This window comes from Pseudomonas sp. HD57-3 (assembly GCF_056113135.1).
In genome coordinates, this window is record NZ_CM148568.1 from 4,446,780 (window position 1) to 4,464,465 (window position 17,686).

Sequence of the window (17,686 nt, forward strand, 5' to 3'; positions counted from 1 at the left end):
GTTCAGAACCCCACATCCAGCACCACATTGTCCAGGTAGGTTCCGGCGGGCGGTGTGGTCTGGTCGGTGTAGATTTTCGCGTTGTAATTGAAGATCTGGCTGCCGGTGCCCAGCCCGTTGCCGGGATTGACCTCGGCATCGCTGCTGGCCCGGCGAGCCGCGCCGACACTGCCCCAGCGGGTGGTCCCGGCACTCTTGAAAATGTCGTAAGCCAGATAGTTGCTACCGGAAATCATCCGCCGCCGCCCGCCGACACTCAGCGCATTCTGCCCGTCGTTCAGCCCCACGGTGTAGGCACTGCCCTTGGTGCAGGCGAGATTGATGGTCTGCCCGGTCACCGGGGTAAACGCGCTGACCACCGGCGCGCTGCCGAAGGCAATGTTCGGCGCGGTGATGGTGCAGTCGTTGGACACCGTCAGGTTGACCGTCAGTGTCGTGGTGCCGCTGTTGATGTCGCGGCCCAGGCAAAGCCCGCCGACACCGATGCCCGAACAATAATTCCAGTTCCAGAAGATGCTAAGGGTTTCGGTGTATACCCCGGCCGCCACGTTGCTGCCGATGGTGGTACCGAAATAGAGCGGAACGGTTTTCGGCACCGTACCGCCCAATAATCCCAAGGCATCGATGATGCCGTTGCGGGCAAAGTCATAGGCGGTGCCGCGCGTCAGCGGGTAACTGGTGCTGTTGTTGGCGTAGATCGTGTAACCGATCACGTCGCCGGTGGGCCCGAGCAAACCGCTCTGAGTCGAGGTGACGGTGGCCCAGAAATGGTCATTGTTGGTCAACAGCGACAGCAGCGAACCGGTGCAACTCAAGCCTCCGTTCAGGGTGGAACTGGGTTGCGAGGTGGTGCGCACGGCGATCGAACTGATGTTCCCGAACCCGGCCGGCGTGGTGGTGACCACCGAACACAGCGCCTGCGCCAGCCCCGGCAGCAGCAACAGCAACCACAGAGCAAGCCGCACCTGAATCATTGGCACACCAACGGGCCGATCAGCGGCACTTCGTTTTGCTGCAGATCGACGCTGAATTGCGCCCGGCAGGTCTTGCCGTCCGCCAGGGTGACCCGCAGCGAATTCTGCGCCTGGAGGTTTTCCAGATAGACCAGCCCGTCCCAACCGACCACCGTTCGCGTGCCGCTCTGTTCGTGCAGCACGCCACTGCCCAGCGGCAATTCCTTCTGCTGCGCATCCACCAGCACGATGCTCGCGGCGATCACCCGGCTCAGCGGAAACTCCAGCAGATAGCCACTGCCCCGGCGCACGGCAACACGTTGCTCGACATTCGGGCTGCGCACGTTGGCCGGCAGGTTCAGCGGATCGATTTCGTATTTGCCGCGGTAATAGGCGCTGCTCCACGGCACCAGCAAGTGGCCGTTACGGTCGGTCTGGCCGACCTGCTGGTTCTCGTAACGCACCGGAATGTCCGCGTAGCCGTCGGTGCTGACCACCACGAACGCATCGTCGATGCGGTTGGCGGCGAACACTTGATCATCCATCCACACCAGCGACCCGCTGGCATCGGCCCAACGGGTTTCGGCGTCGGACGTCCCGTAGACGCCGGCCTGCAGTTGCACCGATTGCAGGCGCCAGGTCACATCGGCCTGGCGGTAATCGGCGCCGTCGCCCTTGGCGTAGCCGAGATTGAAGCCCACCCCGCCCTCGGACGGCACGGCGCGGCTGTAGTTGACCCGTTGCTGCGTCTGCCCGGTCTTGCTGCGTTCGCTGCTGATGGCCAGGCTGCCGCGCAGGTCGAACGGAATCACCAGTTGCGCCTGCACCGCCCAGTTGCTGTCACCGATTTCGCGGTTGGCCGACAGGTAGAAACTGCTGTTGCGCCACAGCGGTTTGCTCCAGCTCAGGTTGAGCAGCCGCGTACGGGTTTCGTCCGCCGCGCGAATATCGAAATAACCGACGCCGAGACTGCCCCAGCGCTCGAGGTTGAGGCTCAGGGTCGCCTGTTCACTGCGCTTGCTGAGTGTGGTGTAAGGGCTGTCGACCACGGTCAGATCGGCGTAACGGTCGCGGCGCTGCAAACGCTGATAGGAAAAACTGTAGCGCTGGCCGCTGTATTGATAGCCGAGGCTCAATTGCTGACCGCCGTCGCCATCGAAACGACTCTGGCTGATCGCGCTGTTGAGCACCCCGAAATTGCCCAGCCGCAAGTTACCGCCCAGCCCGCCGAGGGTCAGGGAATCCGCCGCCTCTGCGTGGCTTTCCAGAGTAAACGTGTCGCTGATGCCATAGCGCAGACTGCCCGAGGTCACGCCCGGCCCATAGCTGAAATCCTTCAGGCCGTAATCCCGGCGCAGCGTACCGGCTGCCACCGAAAAATCGCTCAGACCTTTTTGCAACAGGCTGCTGGTGACGTAGAACGGCACAGTAGTCGACACCTGCCGGCCCAGCGCATCGGTGGTCACCACCACCGCCTCACCCGCGCCGTTGATAAACGGAATGTTGGTCAGGGTGTACGGCCCAGGCTGCAGGTCGGTGCTGCTGGATTTGTAGCCGTTGATGAACAGATCCACCGAGGACGGCACCGCCGCTTCCCCGGCGAACTGCGGCAACGGATAGGTCACCAGATCCGGACGCACCGCAAAATCCCGCGAGAACTGCACGCCGCCCAGCCGCACCGAACTGCTCCAGGGCAAGGCGCCACTGACCACGTCCCCGGCCTCGTAGGTCAGCATCCGCTCGTCATCGGAGTAGCGCCAGGTGGTGTCGTAACGCAGATAGCCGTTGTCCAGCGTGCTGACCGCATCCCCGGACAACGTGCGGCGATATTGCCCGGTGTTGGACAACGTGCCCCAACTGTCGAACACCCGCACTTCGTTCCACGCCGCCAGATAAGTGCCGGCGTCGTCGGTGTCATTGAGGTACAGGTCATAGTTGAACAACGCGCCGAAACTGCTCAGCGCCGGAGTACGCGGATAGACTTCACGGTTGCCGATGAACTGCTCCGGCAGCCAGTCCGGTGGCACGTCGAGCAGCAAGCGCTGGCTGACGCTGTCGTAATCGCTGTGCAGGCCCGGCAGGCCGTCGAGATCGACTTCGGCACCGGCCTCTTCCGGCAACTTCATGCCCGTATCGCGCAATACGCTGGCCGGCAGGAACAGGCGCCCGCCGCGCTGCTCCACCGCCACCACCCGGCCGGTATTCATCTGGTTGACCACCAGTTCCAGAAACAACTGTGCATCGCTGACGGCCTCCATGCCGCTGGGAGGCGGCGGCAGTTCGCCGGCCCCGGATGGATGAATGAACATCAGGCACCACGCGCCGGTCATGAGCCACAACGGACGCTGAATACGGCGAGCCCATCCAGGACTCATTAGCGTGTTACGTCCGTCAATGGACTGATTCCTCCTGAAACCGCTGGCGCCGAAACCCGAAAGTTTCGACGTGACTCGCTACGGCTATCGCGCCGGCGGAATGCTCTGCACCTTTGCCGCGCCATTGATCCGCCCGGCCAATTCTCCCGCCACCGGTCCCGGTGCCGGCCAGCGCATCACCGCGCCGGGCAATACGTAGCCGAGCAATCCCTCGGCCAGTGGTTTGCTTTGACCGCCCTGTGTGACGGCCACATCGGTCAGTCGCGCATGAACCGCGCCCTGATTGCGCACCTCCACATACGGGCGCCCCTCCACCGCCACCGTGCGCCAGCTCAATTGGGGCAGGCCGATGCCCTTGGGGTCACGCTGACGGGCGCTGTCTTCCTTGCTCCACAGGCCAGCGCCATAGGCGAACAGCGGTACCGAGTAGCGCATCTGGAAGCGGATCGCCGCAGCGGTCTTGCCGTCTTCGGCAACGGGGGGCTGGGCCGAGGGGATTTCATCGATGATGATCCGGTACGCCAGCTCCTGGCCTGGCGGCACGTCCTTGGTGCGGGTCAGGCGCACCAGTTGCTTCTGACCCGGCTCGATCTTCGCCACCGGCGGACTGCCGATCACCTCGCGCTGATTGCGGTATTGCTCTTCGAAACCGCTCTGGCTCCAGCCGAACACGCGGATCTGCAGGTTGGCGGTTTCGGTGCCGCGATTTTCCAGCCACAACGCACTGGCCTGCTGGTCGGCCTCCAGCACCGGATCGATCGGCCAGATCAGCACCGAACTGGCGGCCTGGACCTTGAGCGTCCCGAACATGACCAGCGCCAGCACGGCGCAACACACGGACGAATAGCGTGACGTGAAAAACCCCATAAACCTGCTCCTTGTCATTTCACATCACCACGACAGCTGCACCTGCAACACATCGCTGTATGTCCCCCCGGGCTGATTGCCCGGCAATTGCACCTGACCGTAGATCGGCAGACTGATGTTGTTCGCATCGCTATAGGCCACCGCCACACTCTGGCCGATGCCCAGGCTCTGGCTGTACGCCGCATCGCGAAACAGCGCATAGGCCACCTTCGCGCTGCCTCCGCTGATCTGCATGCGTCGCCCGCCGCTGTTGTACTGGCCGCCATCGACCGTCATGTTCAGCGCCACCCCCGGCGTGCATTGCAGCGTGACGCCGCCGGTCAACGCGACCTGCACCGTGCCGGTGGCCAGCGCCGAACGCGAACCGAAATTCAGCCCGCCATAGTTCGATACGCCCCCTACCACCAGACAGCCCGGCGTCACTGTCGCACTGACCTGAAAACTCTGGCTGGTCACCGCCGCCAACGGCAGCGGCAAGCTGCCCGCACACAGCAGGAGCAGCGCCGCACAGCCATGCCGGCCCATGGCACTAGAACGTCAGTTCAACGGAAATCGTGTCGGTGTAGGTGCCCGCCGGCAGCCCCGCCTTGCCCACCGCCTGACCGTAGATGTTCACGGTCTGCGCCACACCGGTGCTGGCGGCGAGGTTGATCACTCCGTCGATGGCCAGCAATTGCGAGTGCCCGGCGTCGGTGTACAGGTCGTACGGCACGTAGTTGGCGACCCCGTCGTACAGCGCACGAGTACCGCCCGGCGAGAGCCCGTCATGGGCGCCGGCCCGAACCTTGACCGTCGGCGTGGTGCCGGCCGAGCACAGGATCGACAGCGCCCCGCCCCCGCCGCCCAGCACCTGCCCGGTGGCCGTGGTGAACAGGCTGTTGGCGGTGCCGAAGTTCAACGCACCGAAGTTCAGCCCGGTAGAACCGCCGGAACCGTTGACCTGGCAACTGCTGATCAGGATCAGGCTGGAGGTGATCTGGCCGGTGACCGTGGTGGCGGCATTGACGCTGGAAGCGAGCGTCAGGCCGAGCAACGACAAACCTATCCTTGATGCAATCGTACGCATGGTGTCCGTCCTCTACGGGGTTACCAGTCGAGCGTCACCGTCAGGGTGTCGGTATAGACACCGGCCGGTACCGCACGGGTGTTCGCCACCACCGAGCCAAATACCGGAATGGGTATCTGTGCGCCGCTGGTGACAGCGAAATTGTGTTGTTGACCGATGCTGTAGCTCTGGCTGCCGGAGGCATCGAGAAACAGCTGATAAGGGAGTGTCTGGCGCCCGTTGCTCAGGCGGCGTGTGGTGCCGTCACCATGGGTGCCGCCATCGATGGTCACGGTGAACCCGGTGACCGAGGGGTTGCAGGCGACATTCAACTGGCCGCTGCCCGCTTCGCTGAGGCTGGCCTTGATCGGTGCGTTCCAGGTCGGGCCCTGCTGGCCGAAATCGAGAGAGCCCAGCCCGTCCACCGGGCTGGCGGGGCTGGTTGCGTTAGTCACTTCGCAGCCGGCAATCAGCGTCAGCCGCGCAAGGATCTGCCCACTGACCGCCGCCGACGCGACCTCGGTGAACAACAGCAATGTGGCTGTGGCGATTACCCGCCCGTGTCTGCCCATCATTGAGCCCCTACTCCTTCAGGATCACTCGACCACTGCGCTCATCATTGAACGCCCTTCCCTGCGCCACCCGGCTCCACCGAATGGCTGAAAAACTCCGCGATCACCAGGTGACCGTCACCTTCACCAGATCCGAATACCGGCTGACCCGTGGCACTTCGGCCATCCGCTCGATCCGCCCGTATAACGGCAAGTCCACCGTGCCGCTGTCCGGCACCCGGCCGCTGACCGGCACATCCACCACCAGCGGCACCCGTCGCGCGGCGTCCTGATACAGGCGATACGGAATCGGCTTGCTGCCGGCCTCTCCCGCCATGTAGCGCACCCCGCCGACGCCACCGTGCAGGCCGCCATCGACGCGCAACTGGTACGGGGTGTCCGGGTTGCATTCCAGACGCGGCAGGCGCGAATTCGTGAGCGCCGCACCGAGTGGCCCGTCCCGGTCGCCGAGCCGCGCCGTGGTGCCGAAGTCGAGCACGCCCAGTTGTTCGATACCGGCCTCGCGTTGCTGGCCGATCAACTGGCAACCGCGCTGCACATCGACCCGCACCTCGACCTGAAGGTCGGCGGCGTGGACCGGTACCGCGAGCCCGCCCAGCAATGCCCAGACCATCCCTGCATTCACCGCCCGTTCCTTGATGGCGACAGCGTCTCTGTCGTTACAGTGTTTCAGGTTAGCAACGGACGCCGATTGCGCCAGTCGATTGGATCCAGTCAGCCGCCGGGATTTGTTTCGAAAGGTTGGCAACACGTCGATTTAAAGTGTTGAAAAATCCTGTACACGCCGCAGATTGCTCTCCGGAAAAACGATAAAGCGCAGTGGAAGCAAAACTACCCGTCTGGTTAAACTACCCCGCCGCGCTCGGGGGGAGCCGGCCCGATGATGACGGAGTGATTGCAGTGCCCGCCCGACCGCCCGACCGTTCGCGTCTGACCCAGCGCTGGTCAGCCTTGCGCCATTTCTTCGGCAAACGCTCCGTTACAAGCGCGGGCCAGTGCGCCGCCAGCGCGCAATCGGTACGTGACTATTTCCGGCAAAAGGCCCATGGCCAGGGCTACACCCTCAGCCACAGCCAGCAGCGGGTCATCGATTGCATGGCCCATCAGGCCGGTCTTTTGTTCGGCACCCCTGCGCAGACTCCGCCCAGCCTGTATCTGCACGGAGCGGTCGGGCGCGGCAAGAGCTGGTTGCTGGACGGATTCTTCCAGGCGCTGCCGATCCAGCAAAAGCGCCGTCTGCATTTCCACGGGTTCTTCGCCCAGTTGCATCAAGGCATGTTCGAGCACCGCGACCGCGACGACGCCCTCGCCGTCACCCTCGACGCGTTGCTGACGGACTGTCGGGTGCTGTGTTTCGATGAATTTCATGTGCATGACATCGGCGATGCGATGCTCATCACCCGCCTGTTCAAGGCGCTGTTCAAGCGCGGAATCCTGTTGCTGGTGACCTCCAACTACCCGCCCGAAGGCTTGCTGCCCAACCCGCTGTACCACGCGCGGTTCAAACCGGTGATCGACCTTATCAATGCGCGCATGCAGGTCATGGAAGTTGGTGGTCCGCACGATTACCGCAGCCAGGCGCGTCGGCATTCACATCAGCTGTTCACCCAGGGCCATTACGTCTGGCCGGCCACCCCGGCGCAGCGCCTCGCGTTGAACCTGCCGCCCCTCGATGCCGCGCCGTTGCCCTTGGCGGTCGGCAGCCGCCATTTGCAGGCGCGGCTGTGCGAAGACAGGCGCGTCGGTTTCACCTTCAGCGACCTCTGCGAACAGCCCACGGCCGTGATGGATTATCTGGAACTGTGCCGGCGCTTCGACCACTGGATCATCGACGAACTGTCGGAACTGGGCGAATGTTCGATCGCCGCCCAGCAACGCTTCATCAACCTGATCGACGTGCTCTACGATCAGGACAAACACCTGACCCTGCTCGGCCAGCTCCCCTTGCACGAAAGCCTCGGCGGCCAGGCGATCGATCTGGCCCGCACCCGCAGCCGGCTCGGACAACTGCGCGAAGTGCACGAACCGGGTTGATTTGCCGTTATCATGCGGCCCATTTCCGGCGCCATGCGCCTTCTCGATAGCGATCCTTTTCATGCACACCCTTGCACAACTGCGCGCCGGCGAACTGTCGGGCATCACCCGGCTGGATCTGGCCGAAGGCTTGAGCGAATTTCCGCCGGAGATTTTCAACCTGGCCGACACGCTGGAAGTGCTCAACCTCAGCGGCAACGCCCTGAGCAGCCTGCCGGATGACTTGCACCGTCTGACGCGTCTGCGCGTGCTGTTCTGCTCCGACAATCAGTTCACCCAATTGCCGGCGTGCCTGGGCCAGTGCCAGGCGCTGACGATGATCGGTTTCAAGGCCAACCGCATCACTCAGGTGCCCGGCGCGGCGCTGCCGCCAAATCTGCGCTGGCTGATCCTCACCGACAACGCCATCGAAACCCTGCCCACGGAACTGGGCGAGCGCCCGTTGCTGCAAAAACTCATGCTTGCCGGCAATCGCCTGCGCACCCTGCCGCCGTCACTGAGCCAGTGCCATCGGCTGGAGCTGATCCGCATCGCCGCCAACCAGTTGACCAAATTACCACAATGGTTGCTGACCCTGCCGAGCCTGACCTGGCTGGCCTACGCCGGCAATCCGCTGGAAACCGAAGCCGATGCCGCCGCCCTCGACAAAGCGCCCCTGATCGACTGGTCGGCGCTGCAATTGGAGCAACGGCTGGGCGAAGGCGCTTCCGGGGTCATTTACCGGGCGCAGTGGCAACCCGCGAATCAGCCCGCCACGCCCGTGGCAGTCAAGTTGTACAAGGGCGAGATGACCAGCGACGGCTCGCCGCTGCATGAAATGAACGCGTGCATCACCGCCGGGCTGCACCCGAACCTGATCCGCGTCGAAGGCCGCATCGACCAGCATCCCGACGGCCAGCAGGGCCTGGTGATGCAGTTGATCGATCCGAGCTACCGCAACCTGGCCGGGCTGCCGAGCCTGGCGTCCTGTTCACGGGATGTGTATGCCGATGATTGCCGCTTCAGTGCCGACGTTGCGCTGCGCATTGCCCGGGGCATCGCCTCGGTCGCCGGGCATCTGCACCGTCACGGCATCACCCATGGCGATCTCTACGGACACAACATTCTGTTGAACGATCAGGGCGATTGTCTGCTGGGGGATTTTGGCGCGGCGTCGTTCCATGCCACGGCGGATACGCCTGAAACCCGCGCGCTGCAACGCCTCGAAGTGCGGGCGTTCGGGATTTTGCTGGGGGAGCTGCTGACGCGCATCGACTCGGGGTTGAGCGATGAACAGCGTCAGGTGCTGGAAACCCTGGAACAGCGCTGCTGTCAGCCGGACGTGCTGGCGCGGCCGGGGTTCGGCGAAATCAGCCAGGCGTTGCAGGACGCCTGAAAAAAATCGCAGCCCGAGGGCTGCGATTTTCTGGTGTGTCAGCCGGCCAGACCGACGAACATGTCCTGCACGTCGTCATGGTTGTCCAGGCCTTCGAGGAACGCCTCGACTTCAGCCATCTGCTCGTCGCTCAGGCCGCTGACCGGGTTCTTCGGCTGGTAGCCGAGTTTGGCCGACAGCACGGTGAAGCCTTGCTCCGGCAGGGCTTTCTGCACCGAGTCCAGGTCAGTCGGGTCGGTCAGGAACAGGGTCGCGCCCTCTTCGCCCGGCTCGAAATCCTGGGCACCGGCTTCGATCGCGGCCATTTCCGGATCGGCGTCCGGGGTGTCCGGCGACGCTTCGATCATGCCGACATGGTTGAAGTCCCAGGCAACGGAACCGGATGCACCCAGTTGGCCCTTGCGGAACGCCACGCGGATTTCCGCCACGGTGCGGTTGATGTTGTCAGTGACGCACTCGACGATCAGCGGCACCTGATGCGGCGCGAAGCCTTCGTAGGTTACGCGATGGTACTGAACGGTTTCGCCCAGCAGGCCAGCGCCCTTCTTGATGGCACGGTCCAGGGTTTCCTTGGGCATCGAGGCTTTCTTGGCCTGTTCGACCACCAGACGCAGGTGTGCGTTGGTGGCGGTATCGGCACCGTTACGCGCAGCAATGGTGATTTCCTTCACCAGTTTGCCGAAGATCTTGCCCTTGGCGTTGGCTGCCGCTTCTTTGTGTTTAACCTTCCACTGTGCGCCCATTACTCACTCTCTTGATCTGTGGCGCCGAGACATCTATTGGCCGACGCATGGCGCCAAGTTTATACGGCCTAAAGTCGGCAATCGACCAAAAATTCCGATGCGCATCGACATCTTCTACGCGCCTTGTAGGGCGATTCTGAAAAACCAGTTTGCCACGTCCATTCGACGTCGCGTTTTCGTACCCTCTGTGGCCCGTATTGCCTGAACAGAGCCCGCCCGAATGCTCAATGACAAGGAAAGTCCGTTTTCGCTGACCCTGGCCGAAGGCGGGATAAGCCTGCCGGTCCTGCGCTTCAGCGGTCATGAAGCGCTGAATCAGCCCTATCGGTTCGAAATCGAAGTCATGGGCCTGGCGCCCGCCTGGTCACCCGGCACGCTGCTGCATCAGGCGGTGTTTCTGCATCTGGATGACGACCACGGGATTCACGGCATCATTCAAAGCGCCAGTTGCGAACACCGCGCGACGCACCGTATCGCCTACCAACTGGTGCTGATGCCGCATCTGCAAGCGCTGGAGCAACATCCCGTACGCCGGGTCTTCACGCAACTGAACGTGCCGGCCATCCTTGAGCAACTGCTCAGCGAACATCACCTGCCGGCCCACAGCTACCGGATCGATATGACCGTCGGCCATTACCCGCCGCGCCCGTTCTGCATTCAGTACGAGGAAACCGATCTGGCCTTTTTGCAACGGCTTTGCGAAGAGGAAGGCATCCACTATCACTTCGAACATCAGCCGGACGGCCATGTGGTGGTGTTCGCCGATGACAGCCTGAGCCTGCCGCAGCAACCGACGGCGATTGCTTTCAACACGCAGATCGATGCGCCGGCAACCGGCCTCAGCAGCCTGTTCCAGCGCCATGAGGCGGTGCTGCCTCAGATTCCTGCCGGCGTGCGTGAGCGAGGGCATTCGATTACGGGCCAGGAGGCTGCCAATCACACGCTGGGCGGTGCCGTCGCCCCACCGGGATTTCTGCCGACTGCGCAACGTCACGCGGCCCAGCGCAGTCGTCGCTTGCTGGAACGCCAACGCTGCCGGTCGCGCTCGATTCAGGGCCGCAGCGATTGTCCGCGACTGCTCAGTGGGCGTCTGTTGCAAGTCATGGATCACCCGGTAAACGCGTTCAACGAGCAGTGGCTGATCACCGACCTGCGTCATCAAGGCCAGCAACCTTCGATTCTCGATCCAGTGCCGACGGTTCGCCGCTATCACAACGACTTCACGGCACTGCCCTGGTCGAGCCCGTTTCGCCCGCCGCCGAAACAGCCGCGCCCAGGCATTCCGGGGTATCAGCCGGCGCAAGTGCTCGGCGCGCCGGGGCAACCGGCGCAGGTGGACGATCAGGGGCGGATCGCCGTGCAGTTATGGCCTGACCAACCTGATGCCAGCGCCAGCGAAGGACTGTGGTTGCCAGTGGTCATGCCCCATGCCGGCGGCGGCCTGCCTCGGGAAAATCTGCCCTGCGCCGGCAGCGAGGTCTGGGTGAGTTTTCTCGACAGCGATCCCGACCGGCCAATCCTCTGCCTCGACGCCTCCCGCCCGCGAACATCGCAGCCCACAGAAACCGAGCCCGACGACGACCTCCTGCTCGACTGGCTGCTCAACCGCTCCGCCCCGCCGCGCTGACGATCAACCTTTGTCGGCCTTGCCCGCCGCCGCTGCGAATTTCGCCAGACGCACATCAAGGTGCCCGGGCCGCCGACCGTGATCCTCGGCGCGCTCCTTGCGGCGAATGGCGTTGCGCACCATCAGCGAGCCAAGGTAACGAATCGGCTCCGGCGGAAAGTAACCCAGCGGCCCGTTGACCAGCGGCGAGCGCGTCCACGGGTTGTCGAGGCCCTGCACCAGCGAAGCGAGAATCTGCCCGCCCATGTGGCACGGCCCAACGCCGCTGCCGGAATAACCGAAACCGTAGAACACGTTGCCGCTGGCGCTCATCTGGCCAAAAAACGGCAGGCCGGTGACCGAGCGATCCGAGGGGCCGTTCCAGGTTGCGTCGACTTTCACATCGGCGAACGCCGGGAAGAAGTCATCGAGACTGCGTTTGAGCAATCCGGTATAGGGCGAGGGCTGGTCGAAAACTGGCAGCATCCGCCCGCCGTAAGCGAAGGTATTGCCGCCCTTGCCGAGCATGATCCGGCCGTCCGGGGTGTTGTGGTAGTAGTGCACGAAAATCCGCGAATCGAGCACCGTGACGCCGCTGGTCAAACCGATCTCCTGCAACAGATCCGGACGCGGTTCGGTGATCAGCATGTCGCTGGAAACGATCGCCACGCTGCGCTCGAACTGCGGAAAAGCGCGGGCCATCCACGCGTTCATCGCCAGCACCACGCGGTCGGCAGTCACCCGGCCGTTCGCCGTGTGAAGGCGCGCCGGACGGCCCTCCTCCAGCCCGGTCATCGCCGTGCCTTCATGAATCCGCACGCCCAGTTGCAATGCCACCCGGCGCAAGCCGCGCACCAGTTTGCCCGGCTGCACGCTGGCGGCGGCCGGCGAGAACCAGCCTTCCAGGTGTTTTGCCGATCCGGCCATGCGCTGTACATCAGCGACCGGCCGCTGGGTAAACGAGTTGATGCCGTTGCGCTCCAGCGCCGCAATCACCGCATCGGTCGAGCCGCATTGCGCGCGGTTGGTGGCGGTGTAAAGCGTGCCATCGAGCCGGTAATCGGCATCGACGCCGTATTGCTCGCAGAATTCGCCGATGGCGTGGATGCTGCGCTCCGATTCCTTGACCAGCCGAACCGCTTCTTCGACGCCGAACAGCCGCTCGAGGGTGAAATACTTCGCCGACCATGACAGCGCACAGCCGCCATTGCGCCCACTGGCGCCGGCACCGCAGATGTCGGCTTCGATCAGCAACACATCGAGTTCGGGGTTCTGCTGCTTGAGCATGATCGCCGTCCACAACCCGGTGTAACCGCCGCCGACGATGCACACATCGGTGCGCACATCGCCTTGCAGCGGCGGGCAAGGTTCGGACGTGTCGAGCTGCAAAGCCTGCTCCAGCCAAAACGGTCTCATGAAAATTCTCCAGTCAATCGGCCACGGCACAGCCTGCCGCGAACGCCGCAGCAGGCCGCGAGGCAGGGTTTATTCAGTTACGCAGGGGTTTGATGGTCAGGGCGCGATTGGGCACGTAGGCACGCGGTTCCATGACACCGACCGGGCGGCTGTTCCAGTGCGGAATCAGCACCAGCGCCGAGAACAGCGCACAACCGGCGAACACGATGAACACCGTCACCGAGTCGAAGTAACCCGGCAGCAACCCACCGAGCACCGCACCAACCGAGCCGCAGCCGTTGACGAATCCCGCCGCCGTGGCGCCGGCCTTGGCCTTGCCGAAATCGATGGCGGCCGCGCCGCTGATCATCGAGTCCGGGCCGTACAGGGTCAGGCCCATGACGAACAACAGTGCCACCACCAACATCACGCTGCCGGTGTGCAAGGCGCCCATGAACAGCGCGAGGGTCACGGTCAGCGCCAGCAGACTCAACACGCAGGCCGGCATGCGTCGGGCGCCGAACAATTTGTCCGAGGCTAGGCCGATCATGATCGGACCCAGCAGCCCGGCCAGTTCAAACGCGGTGGGAATGATCGCCGCGCCGACCTTGCCGACCGAGGGCATCTGTTCGAACACGATAACCGGGCCCCACAGCAGAATCGCGTAACGCGCCGGTTTCAGCAGAAAGTACGCCAGACCCAGCACCAGCACCGTACGGTTGCGCAGGATTTCCTTGAGTGGCTCCCAGACGCTGAGTTTGCTGTTGGCTTCGGCCTCTTCGGCGCTGATGACCGGCTCCGGCTCCACGGCCGGCAGACCGACATCTTCCGGCTTGTCGCGCTGGAAGATGAAAAACAAAACCGCCACCACCGCGACCACCGCCGCACTGGAAATGAACGCCGCGTGCCACGAACCGATCAGCGTGTAAGCCCACCAGCCGGCGAACGGCGACGCCACCAGACCGCCGAATGCATAACAGGAACTCCACAACCCGAGCACTCGCCCGCGCTGTTCGGAGGGGAAGAAACTGCCGAGGTTCTTGCACAGCCCCGACCATCCCGTGGACTGCGCCAGCCCCTGAATCAGCATGCAGGTAGCGAAGATCGGCAAGGTTGCAAAACTGCCCATCACCAACGCTGCGGCGGCGGAAATCAGTAAACCGCCAAGCACCACGACACGTGGGCCGAAGCGGTCGGCGAGCATGCCCCAGGTGAACTGGCCGATGGCGTAGGCCGCCAGGTAAATCGCATCGAGGTTGGCCATGGCCATTTTGTCGAGGGTGAAACTCGGGTCTTCGGCGATGCCCAGTTTGGCCACCGAAAAGGCTTTGCGGGTGAAATAGAACGCGGCGTAAGCGAGCCAGGTGACAGCGAAGATCTGCATGCGCCAACGCGCAATGGTGCCGATGTGCTTGTTCATTGTGGTTCTGACCTCAGTGTGTGAGTGTGCCGGCAGAATCGATGAGTAAACGCCTGTGTTTTTTATTGTTGAGCACTGCGATATCACCCCGTCCCTTCGGCGATACCGGTCAGATGAGTCCTGGTGTTGCACGCACAGGCTCATGGCCAGCGTCGCTGCCCGACCGGGCAGTCAGCGTTGGCGTGAGCCGATCAAAGCAATTACTGTTTAATAAATAAAATCGATTTATCGTATTTCACAAATAAGCTCAGCTTGTTACTAAACTCCGCCTGTAAATGAGGAGCCAGCAGAGATGTCTGTTTCCCACGCCCAGCTCAAAGCCTTTCACGCCGTGGCCGTGCACGGAAGCTTCACCAAGGCCGCCGAGCGGCTTTATCTGACGCAACCGGCGATTTCCGACCAGGTGCGCAAACTCGAAGAACGCTTCGGTGTGTTGCTGTTCCATCGCAACAAGCGCTCGGTGCGCCTTACGGATCTCGGCGAGCGCTTGCTGGCGATCACCCAGCGTCTGTTCGTGGTCGAGGCCGAAGCTCAGGAGCTGTTGCAGGAATCTCAGGCCTTGCAGACCGGCAGCCTGATTCTGGCGGTGGATGCCCCGGTGCATGTGCTGCCGCAGATCGCCCGGTTTTGTGAGCGCTACCCGGGGATCAGCGTGAAGATCGAGACCGGTAACACCGATGAATCGCTGTTTCGACTGTTCAACTATCAGGCTGATCTGGCGCTGCTCGGGCGTGATGTGAGCGATGAACGTTTGTTGTGCGTGCCGCTGCGCAATGACCCGATGGTGGCGTTTGTCTCGCGCCATCACCCGTGGGCCGAGCGTGAATCGATCTGCCTGGAAGATCTGGACGACACGCCGCTGGTGCTGCGAGAACACGGCTCGGTGACCCGCCAGACCCTGGAAGAAGAAATGGCCCGCGCCGGTTTCCGCATCCGCCCGGCGATCCAGGTCGAAGGTCGAGAAGCCGCGCGGGAAGCGGTGGTGGTGGGGATTGGCGTGGGCGTGGTGTCGGCGGCGGAGTTTGGCGCGGACTCACGGGTTTGCGCGCTGCCGATCACCGATTGCACCCGGCGGCTGACCGAAACGCTGGTGTGCCTGCGCGAGCAGAGTTCGCGGCGTGTGGTGGCGACGTTTCTCGAGATGGTGCGCGAGAGTCTTGTTCAGAACGGGGCCAACCCGAAAAACGCCTGAATCAAGCGCAACTCCCGCCGCCGCTCCACGCAGCCGATCATGTGCCGGTTCACCAGCCCTTCTCCCGCGATGGGAATCGCGACGACACGAGGGTCATGACTGACCTCAACCGATGACACCACACCAACTCCCAACTCAGCCGCCACCGCTTCCGTCACCGCCTCGCGACTGTCCAGTTCCAGCAACACCCGTGGATTAACGGATGACTGCGCACAGGCCTGATCAAACGTGCGCCGGGTAATCGAACTCGGCTCGCGCAACACCATGATCACCTGATCCAGCTCCTTGAGCCTGACCTCGCCGGAACGTGTCGCCCACGGATGCCCCGCCGGCACCAGCGCGCAGATCCGCGATTCGCTCAGCGCTTGCAGATGCAGCCCTTTGCGCGGCTCGACTTCAGTCAGCACCGCCACATCAGCGTGCTCGGACAACAACGCCGCCAACGTTTCCTGAGCATTGCCCAACCGCAGATTCACCGTGATCCCCGGATAGCGCGCCCGCAGGCTGGCGAGCATCGGCATGACCATGTGCGGGCCGTCCGCCGCCACCTCAAGTCGCCCAGTCAGCAATTGCCGATTGGCTTCGAGCAGCGCCTGCGCCTCTTCTGCCATGCCGAACATAGCCCGGGTGATCGCCGCCAGTTTGGTGCCCTCCTCCGTCAGCTCGACCCGGCGCGCCGTCCGTCGCAACAGGGTGATCTGGTAATGCTCCTCCAGCGCCTTGATGTGCCCGGTGACCGCCGGCTGGCTGATGAACAAGCGTGCGGCGGCACGGGTGAAGCTGCCTTCCCGGGCCACGGCGTCAAAGGCGCGGAGCTGGAACAGGTTCATGGATAACCCTCACTGATGGCTGGCATAACAACAAACAATTTGATTGATGATCCGCCGAATTGCAACGTATGCCCCGTAGCTTCATCCCACAGCGCTATCGCGAGGACACACGAATGAGTACTGCCGCACCCATCCTGCTCACTCCCGGCCCGTTGACCACCTCGGCCCGCACCCGCCAGGCGATGATGGTCGACTGGGGTTCATGGGATGACCGCTTCAACCAACTGACCGCCAGCCTGTGCGAACAACTGCTGGCGATCCTCAACGGCGCCGACAGCCATCACTGCGTACCTTTGCAGGGCAGCGGCACCTTCGCCGTCGAAGCCGCGATCGGCACCCTCGTTCCCCGCGACGGCAAGGTACTGGTGTTGATCAACGGCGCCTACGGCAAGCGTCTGGCGAAAATCTGCGAAGTGCTCGGCCGCTCGTTCAGCACCTTTGAAACCGCTGAAGACGAACCGACCACCGCCGCCGACGTCGACCGCCTGCTGCGTGCCGACAGCGACATTACCCACGTCGCGCTGATCCACTGCGAAACCAGCACCGGCATCCTTAATCCGCTGCCGGAGATCGCTCAGGTCGTCGAGCAGCACGGCAAACGCCTGATCATTGATGCCATGAGCTCGTTCGGCGCGTTGCCGGTGGATGCGCAAAAAGTCCCGTTCGACGCGCTGATCGCCGCATCGGGTAAATGCCTGGAAGGCGTACCGGGCATGGGCTTTGTGTTTGCCCGCAAGGAATCTTTGGCCGCAGCCGCCGGCAATTCGCATTCGCTGGCGATGGACCTGTTCGACCAGCACAACTACATGAAGAAGACCGGCCAGTGGCGCTTCACCCCGCCGACCCACGTGGTCGCCGCGCTGCATGAAGCGCTACTGCAATACAACGAAGAAGGCGGCCTGCCAGCACGGCATGCACGGTACGCCGCCAACTGCCAGGCGCTGATGGAAGAGATGGGCAAACTCGGCTTGCGCAGCTTCCTGCCTGCTGCGATCCAGGCGCCGATCATCGCGACCTTCCACGCACCGAAAGATCCGCGCTACCAGTTCAAGGACTTCTACGAACGGGTCAAGGCCAAGGGTTACATCCTCTACCCCGGCAAGCTGACCCAGGTCGAAACCTTCCGCGTCGGCTGCATCGGCCACGTCACCCCGGCGCAGATGCGCGAAGCCGTCGCGGCGGTGGGTGAAGTGCTGCGCGAGATGGAAGTGCTCGACATCTGATTCACCCGGCCCGCTCCCTCATTTGAATTGCATTGCCCACACAGGATTCTGACCAA

General features: G+C 63.2%; 16 protein-coding genes. 5 read left to right on the forward strand and 11 right to left on the reverse strand.

The features are described 5' to 3' along the window. Positions 1 to 2: 2 nt before the first annotated feature. The 7 genes from AC0R79_RS20045 to AC0R79_RS20075 form a co-directional block, all read right to left on the reverse strand. Positions 3 to 974 (reverse strand): Csu type fimbrial protein, encoded by a 972-nt coding sequence (locus tag AC0R79_RS20045; RefSeq protein WP_474731441.1) that lies wholly within the window; start codon positions 972 to 974, stop codon positions 3 to 5. Next, entirely contained in the window at positions 971 to 3,328 is a 2,358-nt protein-coding gene (locus AC0R79_RS20050; protein ID WP_474731442.1) for a fimbria/pilus outer membrane usher protein, read from the reverse strand. Before AC0R79_RS20050 ends, AC0R79_RS20045 begins: the two co-directional genes overlap by 4 nt. A gap of 84 nt (positions 3,329 to 3,412) precedes the next feature. Then, positions 3,413 to 4,195, reverse strand: coding sequence for a fimbrial biogenesis chaperone (locus AC0R79_RS20055; protein WP_474731443.1), 783 nt, complete (start codon positions 4,193 to 4,195; stop codon positions 3,413 to 3,415). Between the two features lie 24 nt (positions 4,196 to 4,219). Continuing rightward, positions 4,220 to 4,720 (reverse strand): Csu type fimbrial protein, encoded by a 501-nt coding sequence (locus AC0R79_RS20060; protein WP_007951532.1) that lies wholly within the window; start codon positions 4,718 to 4,720, stop codon positions 4,220 to 4,222. A 4-nt stretch (positions 4,721 to 4,724) separates the two neighbouring features. Then, positions 4,725 to 5,261, reverse strand: coding sequence for a Csu type fimbrial protein (locus tag AC0R79_RS20065; protein ID WP_007951533.1), 537 nt, complete (start codon positions 5,259 to 5,261; stop codon positions 4,725 to 4,727). Between the two features lie 20 nt (positions 5,262 to 5,281). Continuing rightward, a complete protein-coding gene (locus AC0R79_RS20070; protein ID WP_127798803.1) occupies positions 5,282 to 5,815 on the reverse strand; it encodes a Csu type fimbrial protein in 534 nt (177 codons plus the stop codon). Positions 5,816 to 5,915: 100 nt separating this feature from the next. Then, positions 5,916 to 6,425 (reverse strand): Csu type fimbrial protein, encoded by a 510-nt coding sequence (locus AC0R79_RS20075; protein ID WP_474735158.1) that lies wholly within the window; start codon positions 6,423 to 6,425, stop codon positions 5,916 to 5,918. Between the two features lie 287 nt (positions 6,426 to 6,712). On the opposite strand from AC0R79_RS20075, the gene zapE reads away from it, so the two are divergent. Both zapE and AC0R79_RS20085 read left to right on the forward strand, forming a co-directional pair. Continuing rightward, positions 6,713 to 7,846, forward strand: coding sequence for a cell division protein ZapE (zapE, locus tag AC0R79_RS20080; RefSeq protein WP_474731446.1), 1,134 nt, complete (start codon positions 6,713 to 6,715; stop codon positions 7,844 to 7,846). A 61-nt stretch (positions 7,847 to 7,907) separates the two neighbouring features. After that, positions 7,908 to 9,221, forward strand: coding sequence for a leucine-rich repeat-containing protein kinase family protein (locus AC0R79_RS20085; RefSeq protein ID WP_375747479.1), 1,314 nt, complete (start codon positions 7,908 to 7,910; stop codon positions 9,219 to 9,221). 38 nt (positions 9,222 to 9,259) lie between these two features. On the opposite strand, the gene AC0R79_RS20090 is transcribed toward AC0R79_RS20085, so the two are convergent. Next, complete coding sequence (locus tag AC0R79_RS20090) at positions 9,260 to 9,964, reverse strand: YebC/PmpR family DNA-binding transcriptional regulator (RefSeq protein ID WP_007951538.1); 705 nt, start codon at positions 9,962 to 9,964, stop codon at positions 9,260 to 9,262. Between the two features lie 220 nt (positions 9,965 to 10,184). On the opposite strand from AC0R79_RS20090, the gene AC0R79_RS20095 reads away from it, so the two are divergent. Next, complete coding sequence (locus tag AC0R79_RS20095; protein ID WP_474731448.1) at positions 10,185 to 11,591, forward strand: type VI secretion system Vgr family protein; 1,407 nt, start codon at positions 10,185 to 10,187, stop codon at positions 11,589 to 11,591. Between the two features lie 3 nt (positions 11,592 to 11,594). Here AC0R79_RS20095 and AC0R79_RS20100 read toward each other — a convergent pair whose 3' ends face one another. After that, positions 11,595 to 12,992: an FAD-dependent oxidoreductase gene (locus AC0R79_RS20100; protein WP_474735160.1), complete on the reverse strand. Its 1,398-nt coding sequence runs from the start codon at positions 12,990 to 12,992 to the stop codon at positions 11,595 to 11,597. Between the two features lie 67 nt (positions 12,993 to 13,059). After that, entirely contained in the window at positions 13,060 to 14,385 is a 1,326-nt protein-coding gene (locus AC0R79_RS20105; RefSeq protein ID WP_007951542.1) for an MFS transporter, read from the reverse strand. Positions 14,386 to 14,677: 292 nt separating this feature from the next. On the opposite strand from AC0R79_RS20105, the gene AC0R79_RS20110 reads away from it, so the two are divergent. Beyond that, positions 14,678 to 15,577, forward strand: a complete 900-nt coding sequence (locus AC0R79_RS20110; protein ID WP_474731450.1) for a LysR family transcriptional regulator — start codon at positions 14,678 to 14,680, stop codon at positions 15,575 to 15,577. On the opposite strand, the gene AC0R79_RS20115 is transcribed toward AC0R79_RS20110, so the two are convergent. Then, the gene (locus AC0R79_RS20115) at positions 15,547 to 16,407 is read right to left on the reverse strand and encodes a LysR substrate-binding domain-containing protein (protein WP_474731452.1); all 861 of its coding nucleotides are present in this window, start codon (positions 16,405 to 16,407) and stop codon (positions 15,547 to 15,549) included. The two genes, AC0R79_RS20110 and AC0R79_RS20115, sit on opposite strands and share 31 nt — an antisense overlap. Before the next feature lie 113 nt (positions 16,408 to 16,520). Between AC0R79_RS20115 and AC0R79_RS20120 the strand changes: the two genes are divergently transcribed. Further along, on the forward strand, positions 16,521 to 17,630 hold the full coding sequence (locus AC0R79_RS20120; protein ID WP_474731453.1) for a 2-aminoethylphosphonate--pyruvate transaminase: 1,110 nt from the start codon (positions 16,521 to 16,523) through the stop codon (positions 17,628 to 17,630). Positions 17,631 to 17,686 lie beyond the last annotated feature (56 nt).

Bases quoted from the DNA above. Each gene is read 5' to 3' on its own strand.
- AC0R79_RS20045 (WP_474731441.1), bottom strand. From the start codon at position 974: ATGATTCAGGTGCGGCTTGCTCTGTGGTTGCTGTTGCTGCTGCCGGGG.
- AC0R79_RS20050 (WP_474731442.1), bottom strand. From the start codon at position 3,328: ATGAGTCCTGGATGGGCTCGCCGTATTCAGCGTCCGTTGTGGCTCATG.
- AC0R79_RS20055 (WP_474731443.1), bottom strand. From the start codon at position 4,195: ATGGGGTTTTTCACGTCACGCTATTCGTCCGTGTGTTGCGCCGTGCTG.
- AC0R79_RS20060 (WP_007951532.1), bottom strand. From the start codon at position 4,720: ATGGGCCGGCATGGCTGTGCGGCGCTGCTCCTGCTGTGTGCGGGCAGC.
- AC0R79_RS20065 (WP_007951533.1), bottom strand. From the start codon at position 5,261: ATGCGTACGATTGCATCAAGGATAGGTTTGTCGTTGCTCGGCCTGACG.
- AC0R79_RS20070 (WP_127798803.1), bottom strand. From the start codon at position 5,815: ATGATGGGCAGACACGGGCGGGTAATCGCCACAGCCACATTGCTGTTG.
- AC0R79_RS20075 (WP_474735158.1), bottom strand. From the start codon at position 6,425: ATGGTCTGGGCATTGCTGGGCGGGCTCGCGGTACCGGTCCACGCCGCC.
- AC0R79_RS20085 (WP_375747479.1), top strand. From the start codon at position 7,908: ATGCACACCCTTGCACAACTGCGCGCCGGCGAACTGTCGGGCATCACC.
- AC0R79_RS20090 (WP_007951538.1), bottom strand. From the start codon at position 9,964: ATGGGCGCACAGTGGAAGGTTAAACACAAAGAAGCGGCAGCCAACGCC.
- AC0R79_RS20095 (WP_474731448.1), top strand. From the start codon at position 10,185: ATGCTCAATGACAAGGAAAGTCCGTTTTCGCTGACCCTGGCCGAAGGC.
- AC0R79_RS20105 (WP_007951542.1), bottom strand. From the start codon at position 14,385: ATGAACAAGCACATCGGCACCATTGCGCGTTGGCGCATGCAGATCTTC.
- AC0R79_RS20110 (WP_474731450.1), top strand. From the start codon at position 14,678: ATGTCTGTTTCCCACGCCCAGCTCAAAGCCTTTCACGCCGTGGCCGTG.
- AC0R79_RS20115 (WP_474731452.1), bottom strand. From the start codon at position 16,407: ATGAACCTGTTCCAGCTCCGCGCCTTTGACGCCGTGGCCCGGGAAGGC.
- AC0R79_RS20120 (WP_474731453.1), top strand. From the start codon at position 16,521: ATGAGTACTGCCGCACCCATCCTGCTCACTCCCGGCCCGTTGACCACC.